This is a genomic window from Rhodoglobus galactosidasius (assembly GCF_054957775.1).
Window position 1 is genome coordinate 1 of sequence record NZ_JBQIAV010000008.1, and the last position, 15,159, is coordinate 15,159.

14 protein-coding genes are annotated in these 15,159 nt (G+C 61.8%); 4 read left to right on the forward strand and 10 right to left on the reverse strand.

Annotated features, from left to right (window positions below; translation table 11 throughout):
- Window positions 1-3,116, forward strand: a 3,116-nt coding sequence (locus ACTJJW_RS11015; RefSeq protein WP_462644619.1) for a carbohydrate binding domain-containing protein, incomplete at its 5' end; no start/stop codon positions are given.
- Window positions 3,117-3,200: 84 nt separating this feature from the next.
- On the opposite strand, the gene ACTJJW_RS11020 is transcribed toward ACTJJW_RS11015, so the two are convergent.
- Genes ACTJJW_RS11020 through ACTJJW_RS11035 form a run of 4 tightly spaced genes read right to left on the reverse strand, consistent with a single transcriptional unit; the run spans window position 3,201 to window position 7,529 of the window.
- Window positions 3,201-4,058, reverse strand: a complete 858-nt coding sequence (locus ACTJJW_RS11020; protein ID WP_462644620.1) for an aldehyde dehydrogenase family protein — start codon at window positions 4,056-4,058, stop codon at window positions 3,201-3,203.
- Entirely contained in the window at window positions 4,055-5,566 is a 1,512-nt protein-coding gene (locus ACTJJW_RS11025) for an aldehyde dehydrogenase family protein (RefSeq protein WP_462644622.1), read from the reverse strand. The genes ACTJJW_RS11020 and ACTJJW_RS11025 overlap by 4 nt, the downstream gene beginning before the upstream one ends.
- Before the next feature lie 8 nt (window positions 5,567-5,574).
- Window positions 5,575-6,588: a deoxyribose-phosphate aldolase gene (gene deoC, locus ACTJJW_RS11030; protein WP_462644624.1), complete on the reverse strand. Its 1,014-nt coding sequence runs from the start codon at window positions 6,586-6,588 to the stop codon at window positions 5,575-5,577.
- Window positions 6,585-7,529, reverse strand: a complete 945-nt coding sequence (locus tag ACTJJW_RS11035; protein ID WP_462644626.1) for a sugar-binding transcriptional regulator — start codon at window positions 7,527-7,529, stop codon at window positions 6,585-6,587. The genes deoC and ACTJJW_RS11035 overlap by 4 nt, the downstream gene beginning before the upstream one ends.
- Window positions 7,530-7,719: 190 nt before the next feature.
- On the opposite strand from ACTJJW_RS11035, the gene ACTJJW_RS11040 reads away from it, so the two are divergent.
- The gene (locus tag ACTJJW_RS11040; protein ID WP_462644628.1) at window positions 7,720-8,679 is read left to right on the forward strand and encodes an ROK family protein; all 960 of its coding nucleotides are present in this window, start codon (window positions 7,720-7,722) and stop codon (window positions 8,677-8,679) included.
- Here the strand turns inward: ACTJJW_RS11040 and ACTJJW_RS11045 are convergent.
- The 5 genes from ACTJJW_RS11045 to truB are packed head-to-tail and all read right to left on the reverse strand — an operon-like array spanning window position 8,676 to window position 12,626.
- Window positions 8,676-9,923, reverse strand: a complete 1,248-nt coding sequence (locus ACTJJW_RS11045; RefSeq protein WP_462644630.1) for an MFS transporter — start codon at window positions 9,921-9,923, stop codon at window positions 8,676-8,678. The genes ACTJJW_RS11040 and ACTJJW_RS11045 overlap by 4 nt on opposite strands.
- Window positions 9,924-9,933: 10 nt before the next feature.
- Window positions 9,934-10,890 (reverse strand): bifunctional riboflavin kinase/FAD synthetase, encoded by a 957-nt coding sequence (locus ACTJJW_RS11050; RefSeq protein ID WP_462644632.1) that lies wholly within the window; start codon window positions 10,888-10,890, stop codon window positions 9,934-9,936.
- 1 nt (window position 10,891) lies between these two features.
- A complete protein-coding gene (locus ACTJJW_RS11055) occupies window positions 10,892-11,305 on the reverse strand; it encodes a hypothetical protein (RefSeq protein WP_462644634.1) in 414 nt (137 codons plus the stop codon).
- A gap of 24 nt (window positions 11,306-11,329) precedes the next feature.
- Window positions 11,330-11,698 carry a hypothetical protein gene (locus ACTJJW_RS11060; protein WP_462644636.1) on the reverse strand — a complete coding sequence of 123 codons (369 nt, stop codon included), beginning with the start codon at window positions 11,696-11,698 and terminating at the stop codon, window positions 11,330-11,332.
- Entirely contained in the window at window positions 11,691-12,626 is a 936-nt protein-coding gene (gene truB / locus ACTJJW_RS11065) for a tRNA pseudouridine(55) synthase TruB (protein ID WP_462644638.1), read from the reverse strand. The genes ACTJJW_RS11060 and truB overlap by 8 nt, the downstream gene beginning before the upstream one ends.
- Window positions 12,627-12,761: 135 nt before the next feature.
- Here truB and ACTJJW_RS11070 point away from each other — a divergent pair, with 135 nt between their 5' ends.
- Window positions 12,762-13,769, forward strand: coding sequence for a ketopantoate reductase family protein (locus tag ACTJJW_RS11070; RefSeq protein ID WP_462644640.1), 1,008 nt, complete (start codon window positions 12,762-12,764; stop codon window positions 13,767-13,769).
- Window positions 13,759-14,652: an HhH-GPD family protein gene (locus tag ACTJJW_RS11075; protein ID WP_462644642.1), complete on the forward strand. Its 894-nt coding sequence runs from the start codon at window positions 13,759-13,761 to the stop codon at window positions 14,650-14,652. Before ACTJJW_RS11070 ends, ACTJJW_RS11075 begins: the two co-directional genes overlap by 11 nt.
- On the opposite strand, the gene rbfA is transcribed toward ACTJJW_RS11075, so the two are convergent.
- Window positions 14,649-15,149 (reverse strand): 30S ribosome-binding factor RbfA, encoded by a 501-nt coding sequence (gene rbfA, locus ACTJJW_RS11080; protein WP_462644644.1) that lies wholly within the window; start codon window positions 15,147-15,149, stop codon window positions 14,649-14,651. The genes ACTJJW_RS11075 and rbfA overlap by 4 nt on opposite strands.
- Window positions 15,150-15,159: the final 10 nt, after the last annotated feature.

Consider the following 15,159-nt stretch of genomic DNA (forward strand, 5'->3'; position numbering starts at 1 on the left):
TCCCTACAGCCTGCCCGATCGAGCTGAGCCCTGTCATTACGGTGTTCGTCAAGGGGAACTCCTTCCCCGCCCTCTACGACACTATTCGGGACGATCCCGGTGCCTTATGCAAGGTTGACAGAGAGGGATACGCCGGATACGGCCACAACTTCCCCACGGCGACCGACTGGAGCGAGTTCGATGGCGTGAGGTTCATGCTGAACGGCACGGCCTCCGGATCCGTCCTGCAGTTCGAGATCTTCGACGGCGGAGCCAACTCGGACTCCTCTGAGCGGTTCGAGCTGGAGTTCATCGATGACGTCGCCGGATGGCGCTCCATCGAAATCCCGTGGTCGGCTCTGGTGCGTTCCACCGACTACAACCCGGGGCCCAATGACGGCCTAGGCCTCACGACCGTGTGGGGCTACGCCGTTCCGGTCGTCAGCGGCAACACCACCGTGCAGATCGACGACATCGAACTCTTCGCGGGCGCCGAGGTAGCGCCGACGGTCTCGCTGTCCGCCGCATCCGCCGAGGTCATCGAGGGCGCTACAGCGAACATCAACGTGCGACTCAATGTCGCGCCCACCGTGCCCACCACCGTCGACTACGCGACGAGCGGCGGCACGGCCGACACCGATGACTACACCTCCGAAGCAGGCACGCTCACCTTCGCCGCGGGCGAGACGACGAAGACGATCTCCATCGCCACGACAGACGACGACGCCGAGGAACCAAGCGAGATCCTCTCGTTGGCCCTCAGCAATGCCGTCGGTGCCGCGCTCGGCACCCCGAGCGCGGCGACGATCACGATCGTCGACAACGACGGCCCAGTCGTCGGTCGGCCCACCGGCCGCACACTGGTCGTCGAGGACTTCGAAGCCACACTGCCGTCGGGCACCACGGGAGCCGTCCCGGTCGGCTGGTTCAGCGCCGAGGACCCCAACAGTACCGTCGCCTTCACCACTGTCCCCTCGCCCGTGGCCGTGCCCGCTGAGGCTGCCGGCAACGATGTGCTGTCGTCGGCGTTCACGGTGACGTCCTACGGCGTCGTGGTGAGCAACTTCACTAACGACACCGTAGACACGTGGACCACCCAAGACTGGAGCACCTACGAGGGCATCGGCTTCTGGATGCACGGCAACGGATCGGGCACGCGCCTGTTCCTCGATATCCAGGACAACCGCAATCCCGGTTCAACCGTCGACGATGCCGAGCGTTTCGTCGTCGAATACACCGACAACTGGACTGGCTGGAAGTTCCAGCAGTTCGACTTCGCGGACTTCGTGCGGAAGAATATCAACAACAACGCGCCCAACGACGGACTCGGACTCACCGACATGCACGGTTACGCATTCGGTGCGCTCACCACGGGCGGCACGCAGATGTTCTACTACGACGACGTGCTGCTCTACGGCCAGGCCGCGGAGGTTCCCCTGACAGTCGGATTCGACCGCGCCGGGTACGAGGTTCTCGAGGGCTCCGACGCCACCATGACCGTGCGGCTGAACCGCGCCGCCGCCACCGACGTGACCGTCGACTTCGCCACCGCGGAATCCGCGGCGCGCACCGCAACCGAGGACCTGCCCGCGACGCTCGACCGCGACTTCATCGCGGCAAGCGGAAGCGTCACGATCCCCGCCGGGGAGCGTGAGGCGACCATCACGGTCTCGACTCTGCAGAACGCCAAGCACGAGGTGGACGAGACCTTCCTCATCGACCTGTCGAACCCGATCGGAGCCGAGTTCGGCTTTGTAAGTAGTGCCACCGTGAGCATCCAGGACGACGACCCGATCGACTTCACGATCGTCGACGACTTCGAGACTCACCCGTGGCTCTTCGACGCCGAGGGCGACATCGACCTCGCAGTACGGCAGGTCGCGGCCGGCACCTACGCCGGACAGGACGTCTTTGAGAACGTGCTCGACGTAACGACGGGCGGCGATTCAACCCTTTTGCGTAACTTCGCGGCCGGTCAGGACTGGTCGGCCTACGAGGGACTGTCGTTCTGGTACTTCGGAGAGGGCGATGGCGACACCGTCACCATGACGGTGTCCGACAACGCGGCCGCCGATGAGGGGCCTGACAGCTGGGTTCCGGTGTGGAGCGACGAGTTTGACGGGGCGGCCGGTACTCCCGCCAACCCGGACAACTGGACCTACGAGACCGGAGGCTGGGGGTGGGGCAACGACGAGCTGCAGTACTACACCGGCAGCACCGAAAACGCAGCGCATGACGGTGACGGCAACATGGTGATCACGGCTCGCGAAATCGACCCCGCGAACACGGACCTCGATTGCTGGTACGGACCGTGCACGCACACGTCGGCGCGCCTGATTACCGAGCAGAAGAAGGAGTTCGAGTACGGACGCATCGAGTCACGCGTGAAGGTGCCCCGGGGCTCCGGCATCTGGCCCGCCGTGTGGACGCTCGGCAACGACTTCCGTGAGGTCGGCTGGCCCCAGACGGGCGAGATCGACGTAATGGAGTTCGTCGGCCGACTGCCGAACGAGATCTTCGGCACCATCCACGGACCGGGATACTCGGGAGGCAACTCCTTCGGCGACACCTACACGTTCGATTCACCGGTGTACGAGGAGTTCCACACCTTCTCCGTCGAGTGGACCCCGGAGCGGATCGACTGGTTCGTCGACGACATCCAGTACCACTCGGCCACCCCCGAGAACTTGGCCGGTAAGGAGTGGGTCTACGACCACCCCTTCTCGTTGATCACCAACGTGGCAGTTGGCGGAAACTTCGGTGGAACGCCGGGCGAGGACCTCGTGTTCCCGCAGTCACTCACTCTGGACTACATCCGTGTCTTCCAGGCGCCGGACACCGCCGAGCGGTTCGAGACGAGATTCGTCGACAATCAAGCCGGATGGCGCAAGGTGACCGTCGCGTTCGCCGACCTCACCCGTTCCGCCGACCAGCCGGCCGACGCGCCGAGCGACGGCCTTACCCTCACCGACGTGCAGGGCTACGGCTTCGGTTTCAGCGGTGCGGGGTCGGTGAGCCTGGACCGGGTCACCCTGGTCGAGAATGTTCCGACCTGCACGGTGCGGGGCAAGCCGGAGGTCAAAGGTAAGCCCGCCGTGACGGGCAAGCCGGCGTTCCCCGGACGGCCCTGCCGGTAACGCTCGAGCCACACTGACGGCACCAGAAAACGAGGAAGCCCTGCACCGGTCGGTGGGGCTTCCTCGTTGTACGGGGTTCGGGACCTAGATGAGGCTCTTCGTGTGCCACACCGTCTTGGTCTCGGTCCACTGCACAACGCGCTCAATCGACGGTGCCGGAACACCGATAACCGGCCCGGAAACGCGCTTGAGTGTGTCGGCAGCCGCGATCTGAAGGTCAACCCACTCGAGCTGTTCAGCTCCAGCGAGGTCGAGACCATTGACATCCGCATGGCTAGCAAGCCACGGCGCAATCTCGGCCGGCGAACCGGTGAGGATGTTGACGACGCCACCGGGAACATCACTCGTTGCGAGCACCTCTGAGAGGCTGATCGCGCTGAGCGGTGCGCCCTGGTGAGCAACAACGACAACAGTGTTTCCGCTGACGAGGGCCGGAGCAATGACGCTCACGAGGCCCAGCAGCGACGACGAGTCCTGAGGAGCAACGATTGCGATAACACCGCTAGGCTCGGGCGTTGAGAGGTTGAAGTACGGGCCAGAGACCGGGTTGCCGTTTCCGGCAACCTGCACGTACTTATCTGCCCAACCTGCATACCAAACCCACGCATCAATCGCGGTGTCGAGCTGCGTGGTTGCCGCCGCCTTCGACAGCGACTCGGTTGCCATCAGCTCGTCAATGAACTGCTCGCGACGACCCTCCAGCAGTTCGGCGATGCGGTACAGCACCTGGCCGCGGTTGTAGCCGGTAGCACCCGACCAACCGCTGAAGGCCGCACGGGCCGCGACAACGGCATCCCGAGCATCCTTGCGGCTTGCCAGGGCGGCATTCGCGAGGAAGGCGCCCTTCTTGGTTGCTACCTCATAGGTGCGGCCACTCTCGCTGCGCGGGAACTTGCCACCGATGTAGAGCTTGTAGGTCTTAGGAACCGTGAGACGGGTCATTTCTTGCCACCTTTCGTGACGGCGGGCGCGGCCCATCCAGCGGATTCTAGGTAAGCGGCCAGTCCGTGACGGCCACCCTCGCGGCCGTAGCCACTCTCCTTGTAGCCACCGAACGGCGACGCAGGATCGAAACGGTTGAACGTGTTGGCCCAGATGACGCCGGCACGCAGCTTGTCAGCAACGGCGAGGATGCGCGAGCCCTTGTCGCTCCAGATGCCTGCAGACAGCCCGTATGGCGTGTTGTTGGCCTTGGCGATGGCTTCGGCCGGGGTGCGGAACGTCATTACGCTCAGTACGGGCCCGAAGACCTCTTCGCGAGCAATGCGGCTCGAGGTCGACACGTTCGTGAAGATCGTTGGTGCGAACCAGAATCCGTTCTCGGGGATCGCGCAGTCGGCGGTCCAGCGCTCGGCACCTTCGGCTTCGCCGACGTTGCTGAGTTCACGGATGCGGTCGAGCTGAGCCTGGGAGTTGATCGCGCCAATGTCGGTGTTCTTGTCGAGCGGGTCACCCATTCGCAATGTCGACAGTCGCGCCTTGAGACGGTCGACGACCTCATCGTGGATGTTCTCCTGAACCAGAAGGCGCGATCCTGCACAGCAGACGTGCCCCTGGTTGAAGAAGATGCCGTTGACGATTCCCTCAATAGCCTGATCGATAGGTGCATCGTCGAAGACAATGTTGGCGTTCTTTCCACCGAGCTCGAGCGTGACCTTCTTGCCGCTGCCCGCGATGGACTTGGCGATCGCGCGGCCAACGCCGGTTGAGCCGGTGAAGGCGACCTTGTTGACATCGGGGTGGTTGACAAGCGCCTGGCCCGTGTCTCCCGCGCCAGTGACGATGTTCACGACACCCTTGGGCAGATCAGCCTGCTGCAAGATCTCGGCGAAGATCATCGCGCTCAACGGTGTGGTCTCAGCCGGCTTGATCACGACAGTGTTTCCTGCCGCGAGCGCCGGAGCGATCTTCCACGCCAGCATGAGCAACGGGAAGTTCCATGGAATCACCTGTGCGGCGACACCGAGCGACTGCGGGTTCGGGCCTAGGCCTGCGTAGTCGAGCTTGTCAGCCCATCCGGCGTAGTAGAAGAACCACGCAGCAACGAGAGGAATATCGACGTCGCGGCTCTCCTTGATGGGCTTACCGTTGTCGAGGCTCTCGGCAACAGCGAGCTCACGAGCGCGCTCCTGCACGAGACGAGCGATGCGGAAGAGGTACTTGCCGCGGTCTGCGCCAGACAGCTTCGACCAGGTGCGGTCGTAGGCCTTGCGGGCGGCCGCAACTGCGGCATCCACGTCAACGTTGTTCGCGTTGGAGATCGAGGCAATCTCTTTCTCGGTTGCCGGTGAGATCGTCGTGAACGCGTCTCCACGCCCGTCAACAAATTCGCCATCGATGAAGAGACCGTAGTGCTTCTTCAGGTGAAGAATCGAAGTCGATTCTGGGGCGGGCGCGTAGTCGAGAAAGCTCGGTGCCGTCACGCTCAGTGCCTTGTTATTTTCAGTCATGGTGTGCCTTAGTCAATCGTGACGTAGTCGGGGCCGGAGTAGTGGCCGGTGGAGAGCTTCTGACGCTGCATGAGAACGTCATTGAGGAGACTGGATGCACCGAAACGGAACAGGTGCGGCTGCAGCCACTCCTCGCCAACAGTTTCAGCGACAGTCACCAGATACTTGATCGCATCTTTAGAACTGCGGATGCCACCGGCCGGCTTCACGCCGATCTTTTCGCCGGTGAGCAGGTGCCAGTCGCGCACAACCTCGAGCATCAGGAGGGTGACGGGCAGCGTTGCTGCCGGCGCGACTTTTCCCGTGGACGTCTTGATGAAGTCTCCCCCGGCAAGAATCGCCAACCACGATGCTTTGCGAACGTTGTCGTAGGTGTTGAGCTCGCCGGTCTCAAGGATCACCTTGAGGTGGGTGTAGGTGCCGTTTTCGCGACGGCACGCCTCTTTTACGGCAACGATCTGGTCGAAGACGACACCGTACTTGCCGGAGAGGAACGCGCCGCGATCAATGACCATGTCGATCTCGTCCGCACCGTTTGCTACCGCTTCTTTGGTATCAGCGATCTTGATCGGAAGCGATGAGCGTCCGCTGGGGAACGCAGTCGCAACAGCGGCAATGTTTATTCCGTTGTCTGCGCCGTTCGACCAGGCAGAGCCTAGTGCTTCTGCCGCGTAAGGAACCATGTCACCGTAGACGCAGACAGCAGCAACCCGTGGGGTACTGACATCCCCCGGATCAGGAAGCATGGCCTTAGCTGCGAGTGAACGCACCTTGCCCGGGGTGTCTGCACCCTCGAGTGTGGTGAGGTCGATGAGCTTGATGATGGTGTCGAGAGCCCACGCCTTTGACGTGGTCTTAATCGAGCGTGTGCCCAATCCTGCGGCGCGCTGCTCAAGCCCGACCGCGTCAACGCCCGAGAGACCCTCAAGGTGAAGCTTGAGAGATTTCTCGGTCAGATCTGCACCGATGAGATTGACCGCGCGCTCAGCAGGAGCGAGCGCGATGGCCGATTCGATTGTCATGTGGTTTCCTCCAGAAGTGCGTGTGCTGTGGCCTCATCGGTAACGATGACGGAACACAACCCACTCGTAACGACGGCGCGCGCGACGTCATGTTTAGCGTCGCCAGCGACGACAAAAATTGCGTGCTCTGCTGCACGAAGGTCACCAAGACCGATGCCTACCGTGCGCTCGTCCAAAGAAGGATCGACGATTGCACCATTGCGATCGATATAGCGCCCGACAACATCGCCGACAGCACCCTTGCTCACGAGCTGTTCAACATCCGCTTCGCTCAGGTACCCGCTGTCTACGTGTACCGAACTCGCACCGGCAACACCGGCGCTATACAGATAGGCGGATGCCGAAGCACCTAATGCACGAACGCTAGCAACGGCGCGGTCGCGTTCAATCGCACGTTTCGTTTCGACCTGCTCAAGAATTGCGGGGATCGGTAGAAGCGTCGCTTGACCGTGCCCCTTCTGGGCGATCGTTACAGCGGTCTGGGCCGCAGTGCCCTGTTTGCTATTGAGGCTCACCCCACCATTGATCTGCACGACCTGCACGCCGACAGTCCACCCTGGGGCAAGCAGTCGGGCAACCTCATCGAGCGTGCGGCCCCAGCTCACGCCGAGAGTGCGCGGAACGGGTCGAACAGCCGCAAGGTAGTCGGCAGCCGCTTGGGCCACGCGAGGACTCACCTCTTCGTCGTCGGCGGGCAGCGGAACAACGACCGCGTCTTTGAGACCGAAGCGGTCTCTGAGCTGGCGTTCGACATCCAATCGCCGGGCGCGAGGGTGCACGATCTCGATGCGAACAATTCCGACTTCGCGGGCGCGCGTAAGAAGTCGGCCCACTTTCCAGCGGGTGATGCCGAGGAGGGCACCAACTTCGTCTTGAGTCTTGTTCTCTTCGTAGTACAGCTCGGCAACGCGCACGGCCAAGAGCTCGGTTGATTCGTCCACTGCTGCCTCCTGTCCTCAACGATAGAGTCATGCGCACCCCGCTGCAACATATGCGGGACTCGTTGCTCAAATGAGCAGCGAGCGCAACTCAATGATGCGCACATGCGCAGCCAACACCCTGAAGCTGAACACCACACGAATGGCAGCACGCGCACCTCCAGCACCCCGCGCACCCAATAAGGTGGATGCCGTGACCACCACCACATCGAATCGTTATGCCCTCGCCATCGACATCGGCGGAACAAAAGTCGAGGCTGCCCTCGTCGACCCGAACGGCGTCGTTCTCGCGACTAGCCGCTTTCGCGCGCCTACCGGGCGCGCTTCGTCGAGCGAACAGCTCGCGGAAAGCGTGCGCACCGTCGTTCGGCAGTCAACCGCAGCGCTGCCGGATGGGGCTGAACTCCTCGGCGCAGGCATCGGCAGCGCCGGGCCGATCTCAGTTTCCCGCGGCGAAGTCTCTCCACTGAATCTGCCCGCGTGGCGCGACTACGGCGTTCGTGCCCTCGTAGAAGAAGAACTCCCGGGTCTCACTGTTGCGCTCCGCGGCGACGGGAACTGCATCGCACTGGCCGAACATTGGATTGGTGCCGCCCGCGGAGTGAAGTACTTCATGGGAATGGTCGTCTCGACCGGTGTCGGCGGAGGACTCATTCTCGACGACCGACTCATCGACGGCCCTACCGGAAACGGCGGCCACTTCGGCCACATCGAAGTCGGCAGCGAAGACACGGTGTGCGGTTGCGGGGGAACTGGCTGCGTCGAGGCAGTTGCGTCGGGCCCCAAGACTGTCGAATGGGCTCAAGCTCACGGCTGGACCGGCACCACAGGTGAGGAACTCGCAGCAGACTATGCAGCAGGCGACCAAGTCGCGGTCAGCGCCGTGCGCCGATCTGCTCGCGCAGTAGGTCACGGAATCGCTTCGGCTACGGCTCTCGTTGACCTCGAACTTGTCGCAATCGGTGGTGGCTTCTCACACGTCACCGCCGACTACATCGACCTCGTCGCCGAAGCGATCACCGATCGCGCACCGTTCCCGTTTATCACCAAGGTTCGAGTCGTGGCATCCGCGCTCTCCAGTGACGGTCCCCTCATCGGCGCTGCGGCCCTCGTGCACCACCCGGAACGGCTCAGCGAGGTCGCACGAGCCTAGTCGGCGAGTTCACCAACGGGGATTCGCAGTTCATCCTCGACGAATCGCGGCCGAGTCAGCCAGGACGCACTGAGGATGCCGAGCAGGCTTGCCGTGAGCAACAGCATGAGTGGCGCAACCCAGCCACCAGAAAGCTCGCGAACCAACGCAACCGCGAATGGACCGAGCGCGCCGACCGTGTAACCAACGCTCTGCACGAAACCACTGAGCGCTGCTGAAGCCTCGTGGCTACGCGTACGCAGGTTGATGAGCACAAGGCTGAGCGGGAACATGATGCTCCCAATGCCGACGAAAATGACCCACAGCCAGGTGAGCGTTGTTGGCGCAAAAGCGAGCCCGAGGAAACCTGCCGCGCCAGCACCCACCCCGCCGAGTATGAGGAGTCCAACGTTGGAGATCCGATTCACCAGAATCGGGCTCACAATGCCCAGCGGGATGCCAATTAGTCCAAAGAGCGACAACATCGCCCCCGCCTCGACAGGAGTCATGTCGGCCGACTCGATCAGGATTTCGGGCAGCCACGCGAAGAACGAGTAGAAGCTCATCGACGAGACAGCGAATGCGAAAGTGATCGCCCAGGCTGTCCTCGAACGAGCCATAGACCACACCGAAATACCGCTCGACGTGGAGAGCAAAGCTGCTTCGCTCGCTGCCGTGCGACGTGCGTGACGCCCCCGCACCGAGAGCACAAGCCAAGGAACAAGGGCAGTGAGCGCCAGCAAAGCCCACACGGCAACAGACACACGCCATCCGGCTACCTCTGCAACGGGGGCCGCAAAGAACGCGGGGATCGCAGCGCCCAGCGAGACGAGCATCACATAGCCGCCAGTAACGGTGCCCAGGCGATCAGGGAAGTACTTCTTGACGGCAGGCGGCAACAGAATGTTTCCGATGCCCATTCCGCCGAGTGCGATGATGCTACCGAGCGCCAGCATCACGTAGTTGTCGCTGACAGCGCGGATGCCCGATCCAAGCACCATCGCAACAGCCGCGATCAGCAAGCTCGCATCGAGACCGCGGGCGCGGGCCAGCGCGGGTGCGCCGATCCCGGCAAAGGCAAAGGCCACCGGCGGCAGCATCCCGAGCACGCCGAGCCCCAGACTCGAGAGCGGAATATCGTTCTCGATGACCCCAAGAATGGGAGAAATTGCGGCAACTGCAGTGCGCACGTTCAGGGCAATAAAAAGGATACCCAGGAGTGCGAGGATGCGCCCTCTCCAGAGAGTGCGCGCGCTGGTCGTCATTCGAACCATTCTACTTCTTGGGCGTCGCTTTTGCGGGGACGCCCAAAATAGTTCTCACGTTCTCTTCGTCGCGGCGCATCTCCTCGACCAGGGAATCAATCGACGAGAACTTCACCATTCCGCGAATGAACTCGACAAACTCGATCTCAACACGTTTTCCATAAATATCGAAATCTTGATCGAGTGCGTGTGCTTCGACCTGTTTCTCGGCCACTCCCTCGAAGGTGGGATTGTTGCCAATCGAGACCGCTGCAGCGAATCGTGTACCGTCGATTACCAACCACGCCGCATACACACCATCCGCGGGAATGAATCCCTCGGGCATCCGCTCAAGATTCGCGGTCGGATAGCCAAGCTCACGACCGCGCTGTTGACCGAGCACGACTATGCCGCGCACGGAATGTAGTGCCGTAAGAATGCGACCAGCCTCAGCTACCTGGCCATCGGCGAGTAAGTCTCGCACGAAGGTCGACGAAATACGACGGCCAGCCTCGAGTTCAATGTCATCAATGACGATGACATCAAAACCGTGCCGCTCGCCGAGAGAACGCAACAACTCAACGTCGCCAGCGCCCCGCGCCCCGAAACGGAAATCTGCCCCAACAAGAATGACCCGAGTCTCCAGCGCCCCCGCCAGCACCGTTGCGACAAAGTCTTCAGCGCTGACTTCGCTCAATGCACGATCAAAAGCCAGAACTAGAGTTGCCTCGATGCCGGTAGACCCCAACCGCTCGAGCTTTTGCTCTGTGCTCACGAGCGGCTGCGGGCAGGCCTCAGGGTTCAACAAACTCATCGGATTGCGATCGAAGGTGACAACGACCGAACGCAAGCCCCGCTCAGCGGCAATCTGCTGCAAACGTTCAAGCACCGCGCGATGGCCACCGTGCACGCCATCAAACTTGCCGATCGTTACGGCGACCGCACCAAAGTCATCCGGCACAGCGTCGATTGATTCGAACAACTCCATGTCAGCGATTCTCCTGAGAATTGCGCACCCGGTGCAGCCAGATGAGGCCAAGAACGGGAAGTACGAGAGGCACAAACAGGTAGCCGGCCCCGAACGACGACCACACAGTGTCTGCAGGGAACAGAACGGCATCGACGAGGCTGAGCGTGCCAATCGTCAGCACGCCGACGAGTTCGAAAATAATCGCAACAGCGGCAGCCCTGAACCAGGCAGCGCCCGAGCGAACGAGAGCTACGGTAGCCACAATGTAGACGAGCCCAGCGAGCGCCGACAAAAGATAGGCAATCGGTGCCTCATCAAACTTGGTCGCGATCTGAAAGAGTGACCGGGCGGTAGCGCCCAACGCCATCACCGCATAGACGGCAATAAGCACACGGCCAAAGCCCGTGGCGGTAGAAGAATCCTTACTAGTCATCGCATCAACTTTAGGCGCTCTGGGCTAGGCCAATTGCACAAACCAGATTTGGCTCATCCGGTAGACCATCACGGCAATTGATAGGCACGCAACACCCAACACAACGCTGCTCCAACGATTACGTTCGATGAGGCCCCACATGACAGCTGCTGGCGGGATCAGGATGGCGGAGACCAGATAAATCCAGAACTCTAGGCCACTGCCGGTAGCGACATTACCGAACGCGGGAGCGATGATCGCCATCACCAGTTGGACTACCAACAGCGCCTCAACGAGCAGGGTGGCGCCCAGAGTGTAGTCATTGGGTTTCACTCCAGCGAAACCAACAATGATTGCCGTCGTGCCAGCAAACACGGCGATGACCACCTGCACCCACACAAACCACTCAACCATCGCTTGGCGCGCCTTCCTCGATAACTGCTGCGGCATCCGCGGGAAAATTCGAGAGGATGCGGGTGCGCCCGTCGACGACTTCGGCGAGACCGATAAGACGGCCGGCGGGGTTCACCACTGCGATCGGGCCTGTGCCAACGGGGCCGAGCGGAATCTGCTGGCCTCGTGAGAGTTCGAACGCCTGCCGGTCACCGATTTCCACGGTTTCGAACAGCGTTCCTGCCACCCGTGCCGGTGCGATGAGGTGAGCCTCAAGATCATCGGCGAGCGTGCTCGCAGTCTCGACGGTGAACGGCCCAACCTTGGTACGCCGCAACACCGTGAGGTGGCCGCCAACGCCCAGCACCTCCCCCACGTCACGCGCAAGGGCTCGGATGTAGGTGCCAGACGTGCAGTCGACACGAACCTTAACGTCGATGAACTCGTCGCGCGCAATCTCCAGTACATCGAAGGCGGACACAGTTACGGCACGTTCCATGAGAATTACCTCTTCACCGGAACGGGCCAGGGTGTACGCGCGTCTGCCATCAACTTTGATCGCACTCACAGAGCTTGGTCGCTGCATGATCGGACCCGTGAACTGAGCAACAGCTGCTGCGATGGCCTCATCGGTGATTGCGGCGAGAGCTGCAGCATCCGCTGGGGTGGAAAGCTCGCCTTCAGCATCGTCCGTGTTCGACGACGCACCCAGCCGAATCGTGGCCGTGTATTGCTTGTCAAGACCAACCAGATAGGTCAGCAGTCGTGTCGCGTTGTTTGCGCCAAGCACGAGGAGGCCAGTCGCCATGGGATCGAGAGTGCCTGCGTGGCCAATCTTGCGAGTGCCGACGGATGCTCGAGCCCGTGCGATAACACCGTGGCTCGTGATTCCCTGTGGTTTGTCAATGAACAGAATCCCGCTTGAGGGGTTGCGCGGTGGCTTAGCCATGACCGTACCTCCCCAACCAGCGGCCCCGAATGGGCAGCGCAACAACATTAGCCAATTCTCTCTCACCGCACGCACGTAGCGACACCGCCGGTTAGCTCCCACTGGAATGCGACGTGGTGCGCTTAGACTTCAGACATGCGAATTGGCATCATTGGGACGGGTGCCGTTGGCGGCGCAATTGCGGCGTTGCTTGCCCGCGCGGGCAACGATGTTGAGGTCACTGCTCGCGGAGCTCACCTTCACACCATCCGCCAGTCCGGCATCTCTCTCACCGGCGCGTGGGGCGAAAGCCAGTCTCGGATGCAGGCCGCAGCAACGCTTACCCGAGTCAACGAGCTGGTGATCGTGGCAACCAAAGCACACGACGCGGATGCGGCACTTCGCGAGAATATCAAGTACCTGCGCAATGTACCGGTCGTCATTTTTCAGAATGGGCTCGACTCACTCGAGACCGCCACACGGGCTTCACCCCGATCAGATGTGATTGGTGGCCTCGCGACTTTCGCATCATCGTTCCTCTCCCCCGGCAAAATCCATGTCACTGCTGCGGGCCCCAGCTACCTCGGCGTCGCTGGTGACAATGATGTTCCTGCCCGATATGCAGCACACATCCTGAACGAGGTTATGCCGACCTTTGCCGTGCCCAACTTTCGCGGCGCACAGTGGACAAAGCTCGTGATCAACCAGGTCAACGCACTGCCCGCGATTACCGGCCGCAGCGTGCAGGCAGTGATCGCACACTCTGAACTCCGCCGAGTGATGACGGCAAGTATGCGAGAGACGGTGCAGGTCGGTCTCGCCGATGGCATCCACTTCGAAACGCTGCAGGGTCTCAACCATCGACGACTGCGTACTTTTGCGCGAACCCCGCTGTGGGTTGGCCAACTGCTACCTCGACTGATGGCCAGCCGTATGGGCCGCACGCCCAACCCCGGTTCGACCCTTCAGAGCATTCGACGAGGCCAACCAAGCGAAGTGGATGCTCTGAACGGCGCCGTCGTACTCGCCGCGGCCGCCAACAACAGCAGCGCCCCGGTGAACGCTCTCATGGTCGAACTTGTTCACGCGGTAGAAGACAGCGGCACGTTCTTTAGCCCCGACGATGTCGCCGCCCGTTACGCGGCTCTGACGAGTGACGACTGAGACCTCGGCCGCTGATCTCGGCACACTCTCCCGGCTGATTCGGGAGTGGTTCGTGGAGCACGGTCGCGATCTTCCTTGGCGCCACGACGGATTTGGTGCTTGGGGCATTCTTGTCAGCGAGATTATGCTTCAGCAAACACCCGTCGCGCGAGTGATTCCGAGACTCGAGCAGTGGCTCGAACGATGGCCGACGCCAGCCGCGCTTGCCTCAGCGGCCCCCGGGGATGCCGTACGCGCTTGGGAACGCCTCGGCTACCCGCGACGCGCACTCAACCTGCATGCCGCCGCCACAGCGATTACAGAGCACCACGACGGCATTGTGCCCGAGGATGTACCAACCCTGTTAGCGCTGCCCGGCATCGGGGACTACACGGCTCGCGCCGTCGCCGCATTTGCGTACGGGCACCGGCATCCGGTGGTCGACACCAATGTGCGGCGAGTGATCGCCCGCGCGGTGCTCGGGCAGGGCGAAGCGGGTCCGCCATCGACTAACCGCGATCTCGCTGCGATGGAAGAACTTCTGCCCGGCGATCTCGCTGCCGCTCGCGCGACGAATGCAGCGGTCATGGAACTGGGCGCACTCGTGTGCACCGCCAGAAACCCGCTGTGCGATGAGTGTCCGATCAAGCAACTCTGCCAGTGGCGCGCAGCAGGCTACCCGGCGTATGAAGGAAAGCGCCAAGCGACCCAGAAACGGTTCGAGGGATCAGATCGCCAAGTCCGCGGCCTCATCCTCGCCGAATTACGCGCGAGCGATGTGCCAGTAACGACAGACGAAATTGCTCAGGTGTGGTCTGATGCCGAGCAGCGCGAACGAGCTCTCAGCGGTCTACTGACCGACGGTCTCGTCGTGCAAGTCGATTCTGCGTACGAGTTGCCCTAGTCGTTTTTGCTTACGTAAACCGCGTCGTCGTCATCTTCGTCGTCGTCGAAGCCTGCTGCTTCTTCTTCGGCAGCAAAGTCACGAGGCTTGACGTAGGGGTCTTCGTCGCCGGCGTAGGTTGCGTTCTGCTTCAACGAACCGATTGTTGCGTCGCGTTGGTGCGCCTCGGTGAGGAGCGAATCGATTAGCGCGGCGTTCTCGGGAATACCGTCTGGGATGAACTCGATCGACGGGGTCAGCCGTGCTGTGAGGTTCTTGCCAACTTCGCGACGGACGAGGCCAGTCGCGGACTTGAGGGCGGCCGCGCTGTCGAAGCGCTCCTCGTCGGTGCCGTAGACAGTGAAGAAGATTGAGGCGTGCTGCAGGTCACCGGTGACGCGAACGTCAGTGATTGTGACGAACCCGAGTCGTGGATCTTTGATGCCACGCTCCAGAGTCTTCGCAACGATTACCTTGATGCGGTCGGCCATTTTCGCCGCGCGAGCTGCGTCAACCATCTTTACTCCT